Source organism: Pseudorhodoferax soli, from assembly GCF_003337555.1.
GTDB classification, from domain to species: Bacteria; Pseudomonadota; Gammaproteobacteria; order Burkholderiales; family Burkholderiaceae_C; genus Pseudorhodoferax; species Pseudorhodoferax soli.
The window spans coordinates 251,024-266,691 of sequence record NZ_QPJK01000007.1 but is presented as its reverse complement, the minus strand read 5'-3'; the positions used below and the strand labels follow the sequence as shown (position 1 = coordinate 266,691).

General features: G+C 68.9%; 20 protein-coding genes. 8 read left to right on the top strand and 12 right to left on the bottom strand.

Annotated elements, in window-relative coordinates; genetic code table 11:
- Positions 1-74: 74 nt before the first annotated feature.
- The 5 genes from pncB to DES41_RS24280 are packed head-to-tail and all read left to right on the top strand — an operon-like array spanning position 75 to position 6,194.
- A complete protein-coding gene (gene pncB / locus DES41_RS24300) occupies positions 75-1,271 on the top strand; it encodes a nicotinate phosphoribosyltransferase (RefSeq protein WP_114470245.1) in 1,197 nt (398 codons plus the stop codon).
- A complete protein-coding gene (locus tag DES41_RS24295) occupies positions 1,268-2,680 on the top strand; it encodes a sodium:proton antiporter (RefSeq protein ID WP_114470244.1) in 1,413 nt (470 codons plus the stop codon). The genes pncB and DES41_RS24295 overlap by 4 nt, the downstream gene beginning before the upstream one ends.
- Before the next feature lie 13 nt (positions 2,681-2,693).
- Positions 2,694-3,677 (top strand): 2-hydroxyacid dehydrogenase, encoded by a 984-nt coding sequence (locus tag DES41_RS24290; protein ID WP_114470243.1) that lies wholly within the window; start codon positions 2,694-2,696, stop codon positions 3,675-3,677.
- On the top strand, positions 3,670-5,013 hold the full coding sequence (locus tag DES41_RS24285; protein WP_114470242.1) for a DNA recombination protein RmuC: 1,344 nt from the start codon (positions 3,670-3,672) through the stop codon (positions 5,011-5,013). The genes DES41_RS24290 and DES41_RS24285 overlap by 8 nt, the downstream gene beginning before the upstream one ends.
- On the top strand, positions 5,010-6,194 hold the full coding sequence (locus tag DES41_RS24280) for an MFS transporter (protein ID WP_114470241.1): 1,185 nt from the start codon (positions 5,010-5,012) through the stop codon (positions 6,192-6,194). The genes DES41_RS24285 and DES41_RS24280 overlap by 4 nt, the downstream gene beginning before the upstream one ends.
- On the opposite strand, the gene DES41_RS24275 is transcribed toward DES41_RS24280, so the two are convergent.
- On the bottom strand, positions 6,182-7,051 hold the full coding sequence (locus DES41_RS24275) for an LOG family protein (RefSeq protein ID WP_114470240.1): 870 nt from the start codon (positions 7,049-7,051) through the stop codon (positions 6,182-6,184). The two genes, DES41_RS24280 and DES41_RS24275, sit on opposite strands and share 13 nt — an antisense overlap.
- 188 nt (positions 7,052-7,239) lie before the next feature.
- Between DES41_RS24275 and DES41_RS24270 the strand changes: the two genes are divergently transcribed.
- From DES41_RS24270 to DES41_RS24260, 3 genes are all read left to right on the top strand, one after another.
- On the top strand, positions 7,240-7,437 hold the full coding sequence (locus tag DES41_RS24270; protein WP_114470239.1) for a CsbD family protein: 198 nt from the start codon (positions 7,240-7,242) through the stop codon (positions 7,435-7,437).
- A 10-nt stretch (positions 7,438-7,447) separates the two neighbouring features.
- Entirely contained in the window at positions 7,448-7,864 is a 417-nt protein-coding gene (locus DES41_RS24265; protein ID WP_114470238.1) for a BON domain-containing protein, read from the top strand.
- An 84-nt stretch (positions 7,865-7,948) separates the two neighbouring features.
- Positions 7,949-8,686: a metallophosphoesterase family protein gene (locus DES41_RS24260; RefSeq protein WP_114470237.1), complete on the top strand. Its 738-nt coding sequence runs from the start codon at positions 7,949-7,951 to the stop codon at positions 8,684-8,686.
- Here the strand turns inward: DES41_RS24260 and DES41_RS24255 are convergent.
- From DES41_RS24255 to folE, 11 genes are all read right to left on the bottom strand, one after another.
- The gene (locus DES41_RS24255) at positions 8,680-9,168 is read right to left on the bottom strand and encodes a Crp/Fnr family transcriptional regulator (RefSeq protein WP_114470236.1); all 489 of its coding nucleotides are present in this window, start codon (positions 9,166-9,168) and stop codon (positions 8,680-8,682) included. The genes DES41_RS24260 and DES41_RS24255 overlap by 7 nt on opposite strands.
- A gap of 33 nt (positions 9,169-9,201) precedes the next feature.
- Entirely contained in the window at positions 9,202-10,359 is a 1,158-nt protein-coding gene (locus DES41_RS24250) for a zinc-binding metallopeptidase family protein (protein WP_114470235.1), read from the bottom strand.
- 89 nt (positions 10,360-10,448) lie between these two features.
- Positions 10,449-10,766, bottom strand: a complete 318-nt coding sequence (locus tag DES41_RS24245) for a BON domain-containing protein (RefSeq protein ID WP_114470234.1) — start codon at positions 10,764-10,766, stop codon at positions 10,449-10,451.
- A 71-nt stretch (positions 10,767-10,837) separates the two neighbouring features.
- A complete protein-coding gene (locus DES41_RS24240; protein ID WP_114470233.1) occupies positions 10,838-11,320 on the bottom strand; it encodes a hypothetical protein in 483 nt (160 codons plus the stop codon).
- Positions 11,307-11,693: a hypothetical protein gene (locus DES41_RS24235; RefSeq protein ID WP_114470232.1), complete on the bottom strand. Its 387-nt coding sequence runs from the start codon at positions 11,691-11,693 to the stop codon at positions 11,307-11,309. Before DES41_RS24235 ends, DES41_RS24240 begins: the two co-directional genes overlap by 14 nt.
- Positions 11,694-11,733: 40 nt before the next feature.
- Positions 11,734-12,159 (bottom strand): hypothetical protein, encoded by a 426-nt coding sequence (locus DES41_RS24230; protein ID WP_114470231.1) that lies wholly within the window; start codon positions 12,157-12,159, stop codon positions 11,734-11,736.
- A 93-nt stretch (positions 12,160-12,252) separates the two neighbouring features.
- The gene (locus DES41_RS24225) at positions 12,253-12,417 is read right to left on the bottom strand and encodes a DUF1328 domain-containing protein (RefSeq protein WP_114470432.1); all 165 of its coding nucleotides are present in this window, start codon (positions 12,415-12,417) and stop codon (positions 12,253-12,255) included.
- Between the two features lie 159 nt (positions 12,418-12,576).
- Positions 12,577-13,917 carry a CHASE3 domain-containing protein gene (locus DES41_RS24220; RefSeq protein ID WP_114470431.1) on the bottom strand — a complete coding sequence of 447 codons (1,341 nt, stop codon included), beginning with the start codon at positions 13,915-13,917 and terminating at the stop codon, positions 12,577-12,579.
- Positions 13,918-13,976: 59 nt separating this feature from the next.
- Complete coding sequence (locus DES41_RS24215) at positions 13,977-14,354, bottom strand: response regulator (RefSeq protein ID WP_114470230.1); 378 nt, start codon at positions 14,352-14,354, stop codon at positions 13,977-13,979.
- A gap of 133 nt (positions 14,355-14,487) precedes the next feature.
- Entirely contained in the window at positions 14,488-14,910 is a 423-nt protein-coding gene (locus tag DES41_RS24210; protein WP_114470229.1) for a BLUF domain-containing protein, read from the bottom strand.
- Between the two features lie 9 nt (positions 14,911-14,919).
- Positions 14,920-15,657 (bottom strand): GTP cyclohydrolase I, encoded by a 738-nt coding sequence (gene folE / locus DES41_RS24205; protein WP_114470430.1) that lies wholly within the window; start codon positions 15,655-15,657, stop codon positions 14,920-14,922.
- Positions 15,658-15,668 lie beyond the last annotated feature (11 nt).

Below are 15,668 nucleotides of genomic sequence, written 5' to 3'. Positions count from 1 at the left end.
GCCGCCCCTGCGACAATGGCTTGTCATCACCCTGAAGCATCGAGCCGGAGACAAGCCCGCGCGGCCCGCCAACCATGATCCTCAGCAGCCTTCTCGACACCGACCTGTACAAGTTCACGATGATGCAGGTGGTGCTGCACCAGTTCCCCGGCGCGCAGGTGGAGTACCGCTTCAAGTGCCGCAACAGCGTCCCGCTGGCGCCCTATGTGAACGAGATCCGCGAGGAGATCCGCCACCTGTGCACGCTGCGTTTCCAGGACGCCGAACTCAACTACCTGCGCTCGCTGCGCTTCATCAAGAGCGACTTCATCGACTTCCTGGGCCTGTTCAAGCTCAACGAGAAGTACATCGAGGTCAAGGCCCTGCCGTCGGGCGACATCGACATCAGCATCCGGGGGCCCTGGCTGCACACCATCCTGTTCGAGATCCCGGTGCTGGCCATCGTCAACGAGGTCTATTTCCGCAACACGGCGCGCAACCCACCACTTGCACAGGGCCGCGAGCGGCTGGACCGCAAGATCGCGCAGCTGCAGGCGGCGGGTCTGGCGGATCTCAAGATCGCCGATTACGGCACGCGCCGGCGCTTTTCCAAGGACTGGCACGAAGAGGTGCTGCGCCACCTGGCCGACCGGCTGGGCTCCGGTCCCTCGGGCCAACTGGCCGGCACCAGCAACGTGCTGTACGCGATGAAGCTGGGGCTGACGCCGCTGGGCACGGTGGCACACGAATACCTGCAGGCCTGCCAGGCCCTCGGCCCGCGGCTGCGCGACAGCCAGGTGTTCGCCTTCGATTCCTGGGCCAAGGAATACCGTGGCGACCTGGGCATCGCGCTGTCCGATGTCTATGGCATGAACGCCTTCCTGCGCGACTTCGACATGTATTTCTGCAAGCTGTTCGACGGCGCCCGCCACGACAGTGGCGACCCCTTCAACTGGGGCGAGCGCCTGATCGAGCACTACCGCCACAACCGTGTGGACCCGCACACCAAGACGCTGATCTTCAGCGACGGCCTCACGGTGCCGCGCACCATCGAGCTGTACCAGCGTTTCCGCGGCCGCTGCCTGCTGGCCTTCGGCATCGGCACCAACCTCACCAACGACCTGGGCGACCCGCCGGACCATGTGCCGCTGCAGATCGTCATCAAGATGGTGCGCTGCAACGGCCAACCCGTGGCCAAGCTGTCGGACACGCCCTCCAAGAACATGTGCGACGACGAGAAGTACCTGGCCTACCTGCGCCAGGTGTTCGAGATCGAGCAGCCCGCCGCATGAACGCGCGCAACTGGCGCACGCTGGGTTGCGTGCTGGGGCTGGCGGTGCCGCTGGCCGGGTGGGGGGCCGAGGTCGATGGGCGCGCCCTGTCGGCCTGGTGGGGGTTGCCGTTCGCCGGCGTGCTGCTGTCGATCGCGCTGTTCCCGCTGTTCGCAGTGCGCATCTGGCACCACCACTACGGCAAGATCACCGCGGCCTGGACGCTCGCGTTCTTCGTCCCGTTCCTGCTGGCGTTCGGCCCGGGGCTGGCTGGCGCCAGCCTGGTGCACGCCCTGCTGGCCGAGTACATCCCGTTCATCGTGCTGCTGACGGCCTTGTTCGCGGTGGCCGGCGGCATCTTCATCCGCGGCAACCTGCACGGCAGCCCGGCGCTGAACACCGCCATCCTGGCCATCGGTGCCGTGCTGGCCAGCTTCATGGGCACGACGGGCGCCTCCATGCTGCTGATCCGGCCGCTGGTCCGCGCCAACGACAACCGGCGCCACAAGGCCCACGTGGTGGTGTTCTTCATCTTCATCGTCTCCAACATCGGCGGCTCGCTCACGCCGCTGGGCGACCCGCCGTTGTTCCTCGGCTTCCTGAAGGGCGTCGAGTTCTTCTGGACGCTGCGCAACATCCTGCCCGAGACGGCGTTCATGCTGGCCTGCCTGCTGGTGCTGTTCTATGTGCTGGACAGCTGGTACTACCGCCGCGAAGGCGTGCTGCCGGTCGACCCCACGCCGGACACCCAGCGCCTGGGCTTCGACGGCGGCATCAACTTCGTGCTGCTGCTGGCCGTGATCGGCCTGGTGCTGATGAGCGGCCTGTGGCAATCGTCCGTGGTGTTCGACGTGTTCGGCACGCCGCTGCCGCTGCCCTCGCTGGTGCGCGACATCGGCCTGGTGGTCGTCACCGTGCTGTCGCTCAAGCTCACCGCCCCCAAGGTGCATGCGGACAACCAGTTCTCCTGGGGGCCGATGGTCGAGGTGGCCAAGCTGTTCGCCGGCATCTTCCTGACCATCATCCCGGTGATCGCCATGCTGCGCGCCGGGGTGGACGGGCCCTTCGGTGCCGTGGTGCGCGCGGTCACCGGGCCGGACGGCCAGCCGCTGCCGGCCATGTACTTCTGGGCCACTGGCGTGTTGAGTTCCTTCCTCGACAACGCGCCGACCTACCTGGTGTTCTTCAACACCGCCGGCGGTGATGCGCAGCAGCTCATGACCACGCTGGCGCCCACGCTGGCGGCGATCTCGGCCGGTGCCGTGTTCATGGGCGCCAACTCGTACATCGGCAACGCGCCCAACCTGATGGTCAAGGCGATTGCCGAGGAGCGCGGCGTCGCCATGCCCAGCTTCTTCGGCTACATGGCCTGGTCGTGCGCCGTGCTGGTGCCGCTGTTCGTCGTGCTCACGTTCATCTTCTTCGTCTGAAAGGCGCCCAGCCATGTCCAAGCCCTCCGTCCTCGTCGCCCGTGCCGTGTTCCCCGAAGTGCTGGCCCGGCTGGCCGAGCATTTCGAGGTCAGCGACAACCAGGCCGACGCGACCTGGAGCGCCGACGAACTGTCTGCACGCCTGGCCGGCAGGCAGGGCGTGTTCACCACGGCCAGCGAGCGCATCGACGCAGCGCTGCTGGCGCGCTGCCCGGACCTCAAGATCGCGGCCAACATGGCGGTGGGCTACAACAACTTCGACCTCGACGCCATGAGCGCGCGCGGCGTGCTCGCCACCAACGCGCCCGACGTGCTGACCGAGACGACCGCCGACTTCGGCTTCGCGCTGCTGATGGCCACGGCCCGGCGCATCGCCGAGAGCGAGCATTACCTGCGTGCCGGCCAGTGGACGAAGTGGAGCTACGACCTGTTCGCCGGCAGCGACGTGCACGGCGCCACGCTCGGCATCCTGGGCATGGGCCGCATCGGCCAAGGCATCGCCAAGCGGGGCGCCCATGGCTTCGGCATGAACGTGATCTACCACAACCGCTCACGTTTGACGCCCGAGCTCGAGGCCGAATGCAAGGCCCGCTACGTCTCCAAGGACGAGCTGCTTCAGCAGGCCGACCACCTGGTGCTGGTGCTGCCGTACTCGCCGGCCTCGCACCATGCCATCGGCGCGGCCGAGCTCGCGCAGATGAAGCCCACCGCCACGCTGATCAACATCGCGCGCGGCGGCATCGTGGACGACGCGGCGCTGGCCGCGGCGCTCAAGGCCAAGCGCATCGCCGCCGCCGGGCTCGACGTGTTCGAGGGCGAGCCCTCGGTGCACCCCGAGCTGCTGCGCGTGCCCAACGTGGTGCTGACGCCGCACATCGCCAGCGCCAGCGTGCCCACGCGGCTGGCCATGGCCAACCTCGCCGCCGACAACCTGATCGGCTACCTCGTCCACGGCAAACCCCTGACGCCCTTGAACGCTGCCGCTTTGAATGCCTGAACTTCCGCTCGCCACCTGGCTGCTGCTGGGCCTGGCAGCGCTGAACGTGGTGCTGCTCGTGCTGCTGTTGACCCGCCCCGGCGCGCGCACGGCCGAATTCGACGACATGGTGCGTGCCCACGCCGAGCGCACCGAGCGCAACCTGCGCCAGGAGCTGGCCGACAGCGCACGCGGCGGCCGCCAGGAGAGCGCCCAGGCGCTGGCCACCTTCCAGCGCACGCTGCTGGCCCAGGGGGCCGAGGCCACGCGCACGCAGAACGCCCAGATCGATGCCTTGGCCCAGCAGCTGGCCGTGCTGCAGAAGTCGCTGGGCGACACGCTGGCGCAGCAGCTGCTGGGCCTGTCGGAATCGAACGCGCGCCGCCTGTCCGAGGTGCGCGCCACCATGGAGACGCAGCTGGCGCAGCTGCAGGCCAGCAACGCCGGCAAGCTCGACGAGATGCGCCGCACCGTGGACGAGAAGCTGCAGACCACGCTGGAGACGCGGCTGGGCGAAAGCTTCCGCCAGGTGGCAGAGCGGCTGGAGCAGGTCTACAAGGGCCTGGGCGAGATGCAGACCCTGGCCCAGGGCGTGGGCGACCTCAAGCACCTGCTCAGCAATGTGAAGACGCGCGGGATGTTCGGCGAGGCCCAGCTGGGTGCGTTGCTGGAACAGGTGTTCGCGCCGGCCCAGTACGCCGAGCAGGTGGCCACGCGGCCGGGCACGCGCAATGCGGTGGACTTCGCCATCCGGCTGCCCGGGCGAGGCGACGATGGCGCGCCGGTCTGGCTGCCGATCGACGCCAAGTTCCCCAACGAGGACTACGAGCGCCTGCTCGACGCCCAGCAGCGCGCCGATGCCGTGGCGGTCGACACCGCGGCGCGCGCGCTGGAAGGCCGCATCCGGCTGGAGGCGCGCGCCATCGCCGAGAAGTACGTCGAGCCGCCGCACACCACCGACTTCGCGATCCTCTTCCTGCCCACCGAGGGCCTGTACGCCGAAGTGTTGCGCCGGCCCGGCCTGGTCGAGGCCTTGCAGCGCGAGCACCGCATCACGATCGCCGGCCCGACCACCTTGCTGGCCATGCTCAACGCGCTGCAGATGGGCTTTCGCACGCTGGCGCTGGAAAAGCGCAGCAGCGAGGTCTGGCAGGTGCTGGGCGCCGTCAAGAACGAGTTCCAGAAGTTCGGCGGGGTGCTGGCCGACGTGCGCCGCCAGACCCAGACCGTGCTCAACACGCTGGACAAGGCCCAGACCCGCAGCAACGTGCTGAACCGCCACCTGCGCGATGTCGAGGCGCTGCCCGGCACCCAGGCGCTGCTGCCCGAGGACGACGAGGCCGGAGACGCCCGATGACGGGCCGCGAGCTGCTGCGCCTGATCGGGGCCCAGGTCTGCCTGCACGCCACCATGGCCGGCATGCGCCTGGCCACGCCGCTGCTGGCGCTGCAGCAGGGCCACAGCCCGGCGGCCGTGGGCGTGTTGATCGCGCTCTTCGCGTTGACCCAGGTGTTCCTGGCGCTGCCGGCCGGCCGCTTCGCCGACCGCCATGGCCTCAAGCGGCCGATGGCGCTGTCGGCCGCCGCCGCCTCGGCCGGCGTGCTGGTGGCCCTGCTGTGGCCCAGCTTCACGGCCATGTGCGTGGCTGCGCTGATGACGGGCGGTGCCACCGGCGCCACCGTGATCGCGCTGCAGCGCCACGTGGGCCGCTCGGCGCACGACAACGGGGAACTCAAGCGCGTGTTCAGCTGGCTGGCCATCGCGCCGGCAGGCGCCAACTTCCTCGGGCCGTTCGCGGCCGGGCTGCTGATCGACCACGCCGGCCGCGCGCCCGCGGACCTGCTGGCATTCAGGGTGTGCTTCGCTGTGCTGGCCCTGTTGCCGCTGGCCTGCTGGCTGCTGGTGCGGCGCGCGCAGGAGCTGCCCGCCAGCCCGCCGCCGGCCGGTGCGGCGCCCACGCGCGCCTGGGACCTGCTGCGCGAGCCCATGTTCCGCCGGCTGCTGTTCGTGAACTGGCTGCAGTCCTCCAGCTGGGACGTGCACGCCTTCGTGCTGCCGGTGCTGGGCCACGAGCGCGGCATCAGCGCGGCCGTGATCGGCACGCTGTTGGGGGCCTTCGCGATCGCCGCCGCGCTGGTGCGCGTGGCGCTGCCTGTGATTGCGGCGCGCGTGGCCGAGCGCCATGTGATCTTCACCTCCACGGTGGTCACGGCGGCGGTGTTCGCCGTCTATCCGCTGCTGCACTCGCCCTGGTCCATGGGCGCCTGTTCGGTGGTGCTGGGCGTGGCGCTGGGCGCCGTGCAGCCCATGGTCATGAGCCTGCTGCACCAGATCACGCCGCCGCACCGCCAGGGCGAGGCGCTGGGCCTGCGGCTCATGACCATCAACGCGTCCAGCGTCGCCATGCCCATGCTGTTCGGCTCGGTCGGCGCGCTGATCGGCATCGGCGGCGTGTTCTGGATCGTCGGCGGCGTGCTCGCGCTGGGCGGGCACGCCGTGCTCGGCCTACAGATCGGAGCCGGCGATCACAAGGCGTAGAAGGCCTGGATCGCGGCCCAGGCGTCCTCGGGCTGGTCCACGTAGCTGAACAGCTTGAGGTCGTCGGGCGAGATCGCGCCTTCCTCGATCAGCACGTCCAGGTTCAGCAGCCGCTTCCAGTAATTCGACCCGAACAGCACGATGGGCACGGCCTTGGCCTTGCCGGTCTGCACCAGCGTGAGCACCTCGAACAGCTCGTCCAGGGTGCCGAAGCCGCCCGGAAAGGCCACCAGCGCCTTGGCACGCATCATGAAGTGCATCTTGCGCAGCGCGAAGTAGTGGAACTTGAACGACAGACTGGGCGTGATGAAGCGGTTGCCGCTCTGCTCGTGCGGCAGCGCGATGTTCAGGCCCACGTTGGCCGCGCCGGCCTCGTGCGCGCCGCGGTTGGCCGCTTCCATGATGCCGGGGCCTCCGCCGGTGCAGATCACCAGGCGCTCGGCGGCGGGGCGGTTGGCGCTGTCGCGCGCCACCAGCGCGGCGAAGCGGCGCGCCTGGTCGTAGTACTGGGCGTTGCGCATGCGCCGTTCGGCCAGCTTGAGGGCCTTCTCGTCGCCACTGGTGCGCGCAGCGGCCATCTCCAGCTCGGCCTGCTCGGGTGCCGGAAAGCGCGCGCTGCCGAACACCACGATGGTGTTCTCCACGCCCTGGGCTTGCTGCTCCAGGTCAGGCTTGAGCATCTCCAGCTGGAAGCGGATGCCGCGCGTCTCGCGGCGCAGCAGGAATTCGGGGTCGGCGAATGCGAGACGGTAGGCGTCGGCCTGCAACGGCTGGCCCTGGTCGGCGGAAGCCTGCAACTGGGCCCAGGCCGCGGCCACGTCCACATTGCGCTTGTCGAGGGTGTCGGTGTTTTCCATGTGGCCGCAATTGTGCAGGCAAGCGGGACGGCTCGGCGTTCCCCCGGCTGGCCGGGAGCGAGGCCTGTGTCCTACGCCCGCATCGGTTCGTGCCGACAGGTCTGTGCCAACTGGCGGTCCATCATTGGACCCAGGCCACAGCGGCAGTGCCGCAGGCCTTCACCAACTGTCAGGAAAGGACATCTACCATGAACAAGAACCAAGTTTCGGGCCGCGTCGAACAAGCCAAGGGCGCCGTCAAGGAAGTTGCGGGCAAGGCCGTGGGCAATGCCAGCCTGCAAGCCGAAGGCAATGTGCAAAAGAACATGGGCAAGGCCGAGAAGCACTTCGGCGACGCCCGCGAAGACGCGAAGGACAAGGCGAAGGACGCCGTGGACAAGCTTTGAGGAGCACAGCATGAAGACCAAGCAACTCTCTGTACGGGCGGCCGGTCTGCTGGCTGCCAGCGCTCTGACCCTGGGCCTCGCGGCTTGTGGCGAGCGCGTGGACACGGCCGGCACGCAGCCGACCGAACCGACGGTGGGCCAGCGCGCTGACTCCGCCACGGAACGCAGCGCCAACGCGGCCGGCAACTTGGCCCAGAACGTCGAACGCAAGGTCGACGATGCAGCCATCACCGCCTCCGTGAATGCCAGCCTGGCCAAGGATCCGGACCTCTCGGCCATGAAGATCAACGTGGACACCAAGTCCGGTGTGGTCACACTGAACGGGCCCGCGCCCACCGCCGCCGCCAAGGACCGCGCGACCAGCCTGGCCCAGGCCGTGGATGGCGTGGCAGGCGTCAACAACAATCTGGAAGTGCGCACCGGCTGATCCGCGCCGGCCGCTGCCAGGAAGCCGCTTTCGAGCGGCTTTTTTTTGTGTCGGGCAGCGCATGGCCGCTTACAGTCGGGCGCGATGCGCATCCTGCTCACCTCCGACCTGCACTACAAGCTGCGCCAGTACGACTGGTTGTTCCAACGGGCAGAGGAGTTCGATGCGGTGGTGGTTGCGGGCGATCACCTGGACGTGGTGTCTGCCGTTCCAGCAGAGGTGCAGGTGGCCGTGTTGTCGGCCACGCTGGCGCGGCTGTCGGCGCTGGTGCCGGTGCTGGCCTGTTCCGGCAACCACGACCTCAACGCCCGCAATGCCGCAGGCGAGAAGACGGCCGACTGGCTCGACGAACTGCGCGGCCCGCGCCTGGCGGTGGATGGCGACAGCGTCTGCATCGGCGGCACGCTGTTCACCGTCTGCCCGTGGTGGGATGGCCCGCACGCCCAGGCGGCCGTGCGCCAGCAACTGGAGGCCGCCGCGCTGCGCCGCGGCGAGGCCGCATCCGGGCGCTGGGTCTGGGTCTACCATGCGCCGCCCGAGGGCGGCCTGAGCTGGACCGGACGGCGCCATTACGGCGACCCGCTGCTGCCCGAGCTGGTCGCGCGCCACAGCCCCAGCGCCGTGCTGTGCGGCCACATCCACGAGGCCCCTTTCAAGACCGGCGGCGCATGGACCGAGCGCATCGGCAGCACCTGGCTCTTCAATGCGGGCCGGCAGATCGGCGATGTGCCCGCGCGCATCGAGATTGACTTGGCGGCGGCCACGGCCACCTGGGTCTCGCTGGCCGGCGTGGAGACGCGCGCCTTGCGTGAGGTTCAGTAGTCCGGCACGTCGGCGCGTTCGGAGCCTGGCGCATGCGGCGGTTTGGGCTGCTGCTCCATGAGCCGTGCCAGCACCTGGTCCATCACCGCAAGATGGGTGCCGGTGCCGGCGTACTGCTGCTGCAGGTCGACCAGGTAGGCCGTGACGGTCTGCAGCCGACGCGCCAGCAACTGGGCGATGGCCAGCGTGAGAGCCGGGTCGCTGCGCACGGCTGCTGCGGCCGGGTGGACGACCTGGACCACGCTGTCACTGGCGGCGATGACGCTGGCGCTGGCCGGCGTGTCCAACAGCGGCGCGATCTCGCCCAGGAAGGCGCCGGGCTCGCGCACCTGCACGATGCGCACGCCGGCGCGGACGATGTCGAACGCGCCCTGGCGCAGCACGTAGAGGTGATCGCTGCGCTCGGCTTCCCGGATCAGCACGGTGCCGGCCGGAACCTCGCGCTCTGGCCAGGGGCTGGCCGTGGAAGAGGGTTGGGACATGGCCCCGATTCTGGGGCCCGCGCGCGGACAGGTCTACGCCGGCGCACCTTCCGCCTGCACCGGCGGGGCTTCGGCGGGCGCTGGCGCACTGGCCTCACCGATCACGTCGTGGACGAAGCGCAGCTTGTGCAGCGCCTGCTCGCTCAGCGCGAAGGGATAGGCGTCGTCCTGGCCGAGGCTGCGGTTCAGGCTGTTGAGCAGCAGCGTGACTGGCACCCACTGCGCGATCCATTCGTCGAAGCTGCTGCGGCCCTCCTGGAACGGATCGGCCGGCCGGCTGGGCTGCGCGCCGTCGGCACTGGGCAGCACGATGCGTGTGCGGTAAGAGGCCGCAGTCTCCAGCAGGTCCACCATGTGCAGGTAGTGGGCCCAGGTCTCGGCCCAGTCCTCCCAGGGGTGGGCGGCGGCATAGGCGCTGACGAAGCTGGGGCGCCAGTCGGGCCGGCCGTCACCGGCCGCATAGTGGGCCTGCAGGGCCTGCATGTAATCCTGGCTCTCGTCGCCGAACAGCGTGCGGAAGCCGGCCAGGCGCTGCGGATGGTCGCGCACCAACTGGTCCCAGTAGTAGTGGCCGGACTCGTGGCGCAGATGGCCCAGCAAGGTGCGGTAGGGCTCGAACAGCTGCACCCGCCGGCGCACGCGCTCGTCGTCGTCGGCCTCGGCCACGTTCAGCGTGATCACGCCGGCGGCATGGCCCGTCATGACCGGCGCCTGGCCGGGCAGGTCGGCCATGAACTGGTAGACGGGGCCTTCCTTGGCGCGCGGGTCGGCCAGGCCCAGGCGCAGTAGCGTGTAGAGCAGGCGTCGCTTGGCCGTCTCGATGCGCATCCAGCGCGGCACGTTCTCGGGCACCGACAGGTCGGGCAGGATGCGTGTCTGGCGGCATGACATGCACAGTGGGTTGGGGTCGTCGGCGGCCACGGTGAAGTTGCAAGCCTGGTAGCGCATCTGGTTCTGGCACAGCCGGTACTGCAGCGCACTGCCATCGTCGGCGCTGCGCGGCTGCCACAGCAATTCGGCCGGCGGCGCCTGCGGGTCGGGCGGGGCGGCCGGTGCTGCGCCCGGCACCGGCTCGATGGCTGTGACGGCCATGCGCTCTGGCACGAAGGCCAGCGCGCTGCCGCACTGCAGGCATTGCACGTTCTCGAAGAACACCGGATGACCGCAGTGGTCGCAACTGAAGATCTGCATGGAGTGCCTTGTTGGCCGTCGCGCGAAAAAAAGGGGCGCACACCCAAGGTGTGCGCCCATTCAGCCTTTGAAGGTCTGGGTGGTGTTGCTCAGGGCCGCACGGCCAGCGTGTTGCGCACGTCGCGCACGCCCTTCACGTCGCGTGCAAGGCGCTCGGCCTGCGCACGTTCGGTGCCGGACTTGGCGAAGCCGGACAGGTTGACGGTGCCGTTCAGCGTCTGCACGTTGATGGCGCCGGCGTCCACGGTCTTGTCTTCCACGAACTTGGCTTTCACCGCGGTGGTGATCGCGGCATCATCGACGTAGGCGCCCATGGTTTGTTGGTCGCGCACGACGGCGCAGCCGGTGATGGTGGCCACGCTGAGCGCGGCGACGAGGACGAGGGTGAGGGGGCGGAGGGTGCGCATGGTTGGCTCCTTGGGCTTGTTGTGGTGCGGAACAATGGTGGCGACAGGCTGCACGAGGCCTGGCACCGGTCTCACGCCGCGCCCGCTCGGTGGCCGGTGGCCACCGCTGCGGTCGTGCGTGGGTTTTCCTCCTCGCGAGGATCTGCGACTGCGCCCTGCGGCGCAGCGACGAACGAGCGCGCCGTGGCCTTCAGGTCGGACGATTTCATGAGAGCGAAGGCCACGCCGGTCAGCGGCAGCAGATGCCACACGCGCAGCAGCGCCAGGGCCGCGCCGGCCCCGGCAGCCATGCCGACGAGCCGGTAGGGCTTGTCTTCGGCGTAGTCCTGCAAGGCCGGCCGGGCGAAGTCGACGGCGTTGTGCATCGGGTGCGAATGCCACCAGACGCGGGCCGCGCGGCGCATGCGCGGCAGCATGCCCTGTTGCGCCAACTGCGGCTCCTCGGACGGCAGGCCGGGGCGGCGGCGGCGCACGAGTTGGCGCGCCAGCGCATTGCGGGTCATCTCGAGCCGCTCGCGCGGCGTGGGCTCGCTGGCCAGTTCAGTGGTGTCCATGGCCACCTTCTCCTGCGGTACGCAACAGGCCGATGTCGGCCGCCATTTGCCGGCGCAGCTCTGCAAAGCGCTCGCCGGGTGAGGGACGCCGGCTGGCCAGCAAGGCCACCAGCGTGATCGCGAGGGCGGTGCCCGGCACCGCCACCAGGCCCCAGTGGAACTGCCCATGCAGCAGCCCGAGCATGGCGGCCACGCCGGCGAGCAGCACGAACATCAGGCCGAACACGCCCGCCACGGCCAGTGCCAGCACGCGCAGCTTGAGGTCGCGGCCGGTGGCAGCCGCTTCCTCGCTGGCCAGGGCCACGTAAGCCGACAGGTGGTCGACCACGAGGTCGGGCCGGGAGACCACGGTGGAGAAGATGGGATGCAGCATCGTCGTGGTGGGGTGCAGCGTGGAAAGGGCGGGCCGCGGCTCAGTAGCTGCGGTGCGAGTTTTCGCGGCGCTTGCGGGCGCTGCTCGCCGCCGCCATGGCCAGGGCGGCGATCACGGCGCCCGCGGCAGCGGCGATCAGGATCGCGCGCACGGGCTGGTCGGCCACGTAGCGCTCGGTCACGGCCGCGTACTGGCGCAGGGTCTGCTGGGCGCGCGCGCCGGTCTGCGATGCGATGTCCAGGCTGCGGTGTGCGAGCTTCTGCGCGTTGCTGGCGATGTCCTCGAGCGCCGGGTCGATGCGGCCGCGTGCCCTGCGCACTGCACCGTCGGCACTGTCCAGCGCATGCTGGGCCAGGTCACGGGTGGAGTCGACCGCTTCGTGCGCCGACTGCAGCACCCGGTCGGAGAGGTGGCGGGTCATCTGGTCGGCGTCGCGGGCCAGGCCGTTGTGCGTGCGGAGGTTCATTGCAGTTTCCTTGTGTTCGTTGGGGCAGAGAGACAGGAGGACCGGCGCGCCCGGGTGCTCTGGCTGGGCGGCGGCGCCGGTGGCGTGGGGCGGCTAGTTGCGTCGCACCATGCTCACGACGAAGCCCACGATGGCCATGATGGCGAAGATGAAGAACAGGATCTTGGCGATCTCGACGGCGCCGGCTGCGATGCCGCCGAAGCCGAAGACGGCGGCGATCAGTGCAATCACCAGGAAAACGACCGAGTAGTGCAGCATGACGGACTCCTTGTGGCTGTGGATCAAGACCATCGCTGTGGTCTGGTCGCAAGCGTAAAGAGACGCGGGCGGCCAGCCGATCAGCGGCCGGCGGTTCGCACCGTCGGCTGTGGTGCGCTGGCTGCGTAGGAGGGTGCCGACCTTGCGGCCGGCGCTGGCTCAGGTGTCGGCGCGCGGCACCTGGGTGCGCACGGGCAGCGTGGCCGAAATGCGCGTGCCCTGGCCCACGGTGGAGTGGATGGCCAGCCTGCCGCCGGCCGCCTCGACGCGGTGGCGCATGCCGGCCAGGCCATGGCTGGCCGCCGGGGCGGTGCGGCTGGTGTCGAAGCCCTGGCCATCGTCCTCGACCTCCACCGTCACGTGGCTGCCGTAGTTCTGCACGCTCACGTGCACCTGCTGGGCACGCGCGTACTTGCTGATGTTGGTCAGCGACTCCTGCACCAGCCGGTAGACGGTGAGCTGGGCGGCTTCGTCGAGTTCGACCGCCTCAAGGTTGGTGGTGACCGACAGCACGGAGCGCTCGCCGAACTCGCGGGCCAGGATCTCCAGGGACGTGACCAGCCCGAGGTTGGTGAGCGAGGAGGGACGCAGGTCCTCGATGATGCGGCGCTTCAGCGCGATGCCGCTGTTGAGCGTGTCCGTCAGGTGCTGGATGCGCTGCTGCGCGTCGGGCGAGTCAGTGCCCAGGCGTGACTTGAGGCGCGCCACGTCCAGCTTGGCGGCCGTCAGCAGGGCGCCGAGCTCGTCGTGCAGCTCGCGCGCGAGGTGGCCGCGCTCGCGTTCGCGCACTTCCTGCAGATGGGTGGCCAGCTCGGCCAGGCTCGCCGTGCGTTCGTTCACCTGCTGGCCCAGCAGGTCGCGCTCACGCTGCAGGTCTTCCTGCACGCGCTGGTCCACGGCCTGCAGCCGGCGCGTCTGGCGCAGGTACATGTAGAAGGCCAGCAGGCCGACCATGGCCACCAGCGCGATGCCGATGCGCGAGAGCTGCAGCGCTTGGGTGATCTGCGACTCGCCCACCGCCTGGCGCAGCTGCGCGGCCTGCACCAGCTGCGCGGACTGCTCGCGGATCGCGTTCATGTGCTCCTGGCCGACGTCCGTGCTGAGGACGAACTTCCAGGCGTCTTCGTGGCCCTGCTTGCGCAGGCGCACGCTGACATCCATCTCGGCCAGTTTGCGCTGCACGTTGCGCGAGAGTTCGGCGAAGAGTTCCAGCTCGCGCGGGTGCTCCAGGTACAGGCCGCGCAGCGCGTCCAGGTTCTGCGCGATGACCGAGGTGGCGCTTTCGTAGGGTTCGAGGTAGCGCGCGTCGCCGGTCAGCAGGTAGCCGCGCTGGCCGGTCTCGGCGTCCAGCATGTGCTGCAGCAGCTGGGTGACGCCGCTGCGTGTCTGCTGTACCTGCGCCATGCTCGAGAGCGCGGCCATGGACCGGCTGTGGCCGGTCTCGTTGATCGCGATCAGCACGGCCGCGGCGAGGATCGCCAGCGGCAGGCTGATCGCCATCGTCGGAATGGACAGCCAGCGCGGACGTGCGAAGCGCGGCAAGCGTCAGCCCCCCGTGCTCAGGCGCGTGACGAATGCTCGACGCAAAAATCGATCAGTGCATCGATCTCGTTGGATTTGTCGAACACCGCATCCACGCCCAGCTGCGCGCAGCGCTTGCGGATGTCGGGCGTGGCGTAGTTGGAGAGCACCACGAGCTTCTGGCCCGGTGCCCGGTCCTTGCACGCGTGCAGGATGCCCAAGCCGCTGCCCTGCTTCAGGAACAGGTCGATGATGGCGAGATCCCATTGCAGGCCGTTCTCGGTGAGCCAGGCCTTGCCCTCGTTTTCGGTCTCGGCGCTGCCCACTGCCTGGATGTTCGCCAGTTCCTCCAGTGTCGCGACGAGGTTCTCGCGGATGGTGGGGTTGTCTTCGACGATGTAGGTTCTGAGCGGCACGGCAGGTGGGGTTCTGGCCGCGGGCAGAAGGATCACCCGCGCTCGAAAGATTGTGCCAGCGCGCCTTCGACCGACACGTAGGAGATTGCCTACACATCGACGGCTTCAGCGTCCGGGTATACACCCAAGGCTCTCACACGCGGCCGATGATGGAGGCGGTCGCCATGAGCTCCTCAAGCAGCGCCAGCGAGACCTTGCCGGACACGGCATAGGGATCGAGTTCGGCTCTTTCGGAGTACTTGAGCAAGATGGAATGGTTGAGCCGGCTCAGGTTGACCTGGCCCATCGTCCAGCCGCCGAAGCGTCGTTCGCTGATCTCCTCGAAGTGCAGCAGCGCGACGTCCTGGTGGCGCGGATCCTTCTGGATGTGGCCGAAGAGTTCGCTCACGGCCATGCGGCCGCCTTCGATGGCTTGCAGGAAGATGCCGCCGCCATAGCACAGGATGCCTGTGATGCCGCAGCTCGGGTTGTGTTCGCGGGCCTGGGTCAGGATGGCCTCGATGGCGCCGGGGCTGGTGTCCACGGCGCGGCTGGCATAGAGCAGACGGACAAGCATGGGCGGCCTTCAGGACTTGCGTTGGGGGATGAGGGCCAGGAATTCGCGTCGCAGGTTCGGGTCCTTGAGGAACACGCCGCGCATGACCGAGTTGATCATCTTGCTGTCCATGTCCTTCACGCCGCGCCAGGCCATGCAGTAGTGGCTGGCCTCCATCACGATGGCCAGGCCGTCGGGCTGGGTCTTGTCCATGATGAGGTCGGCCAGTTGCACCACGGCCTCTTCCTGGATCTGGGGGCGGCCCATGATCCACTCGGCCAGGCGCGCGTACTTGGACAGGCCGATCACGTTGGTGTGCTCGTTGGGCATCACGCCGATCCAGACGCGGCCGATGACCGGGCAGAAGTGGTGCGAGCAGGCGCTGCGCACCGTGATCGGGCCCACGATCATGAGCTCGTTCAAATGCTCGGCGTTGGGAAACTCGGTGATGCTGGGCGGCCTGACATAGCGGCCGCGGAACACCTCGTTGACATACATCTTGGCCACGCGGCGCGCGGTGTTGTCGGTGTTGTGGTCGCGCTCGGTGTCGATGACCATGCTGGAGAGCACGCCCTCCATCTTCTGCGTGACCTCGTCGAGCAGTTGCTCGAGTTCGCCGGGCTCGATGAACTCGGCGATGTTGTCGTTGGCGTTGAAGCGCTTCTTGGCCGCGTTCAGGCGTTCGCGGATCTTCACCGAAACAGGCGTACCTTCGTCGTCGGCGGTGGTCGTGGTGGGGGACAGCGCTGCTGCGCCTGGCGGGTGCATGAGCATCGGGG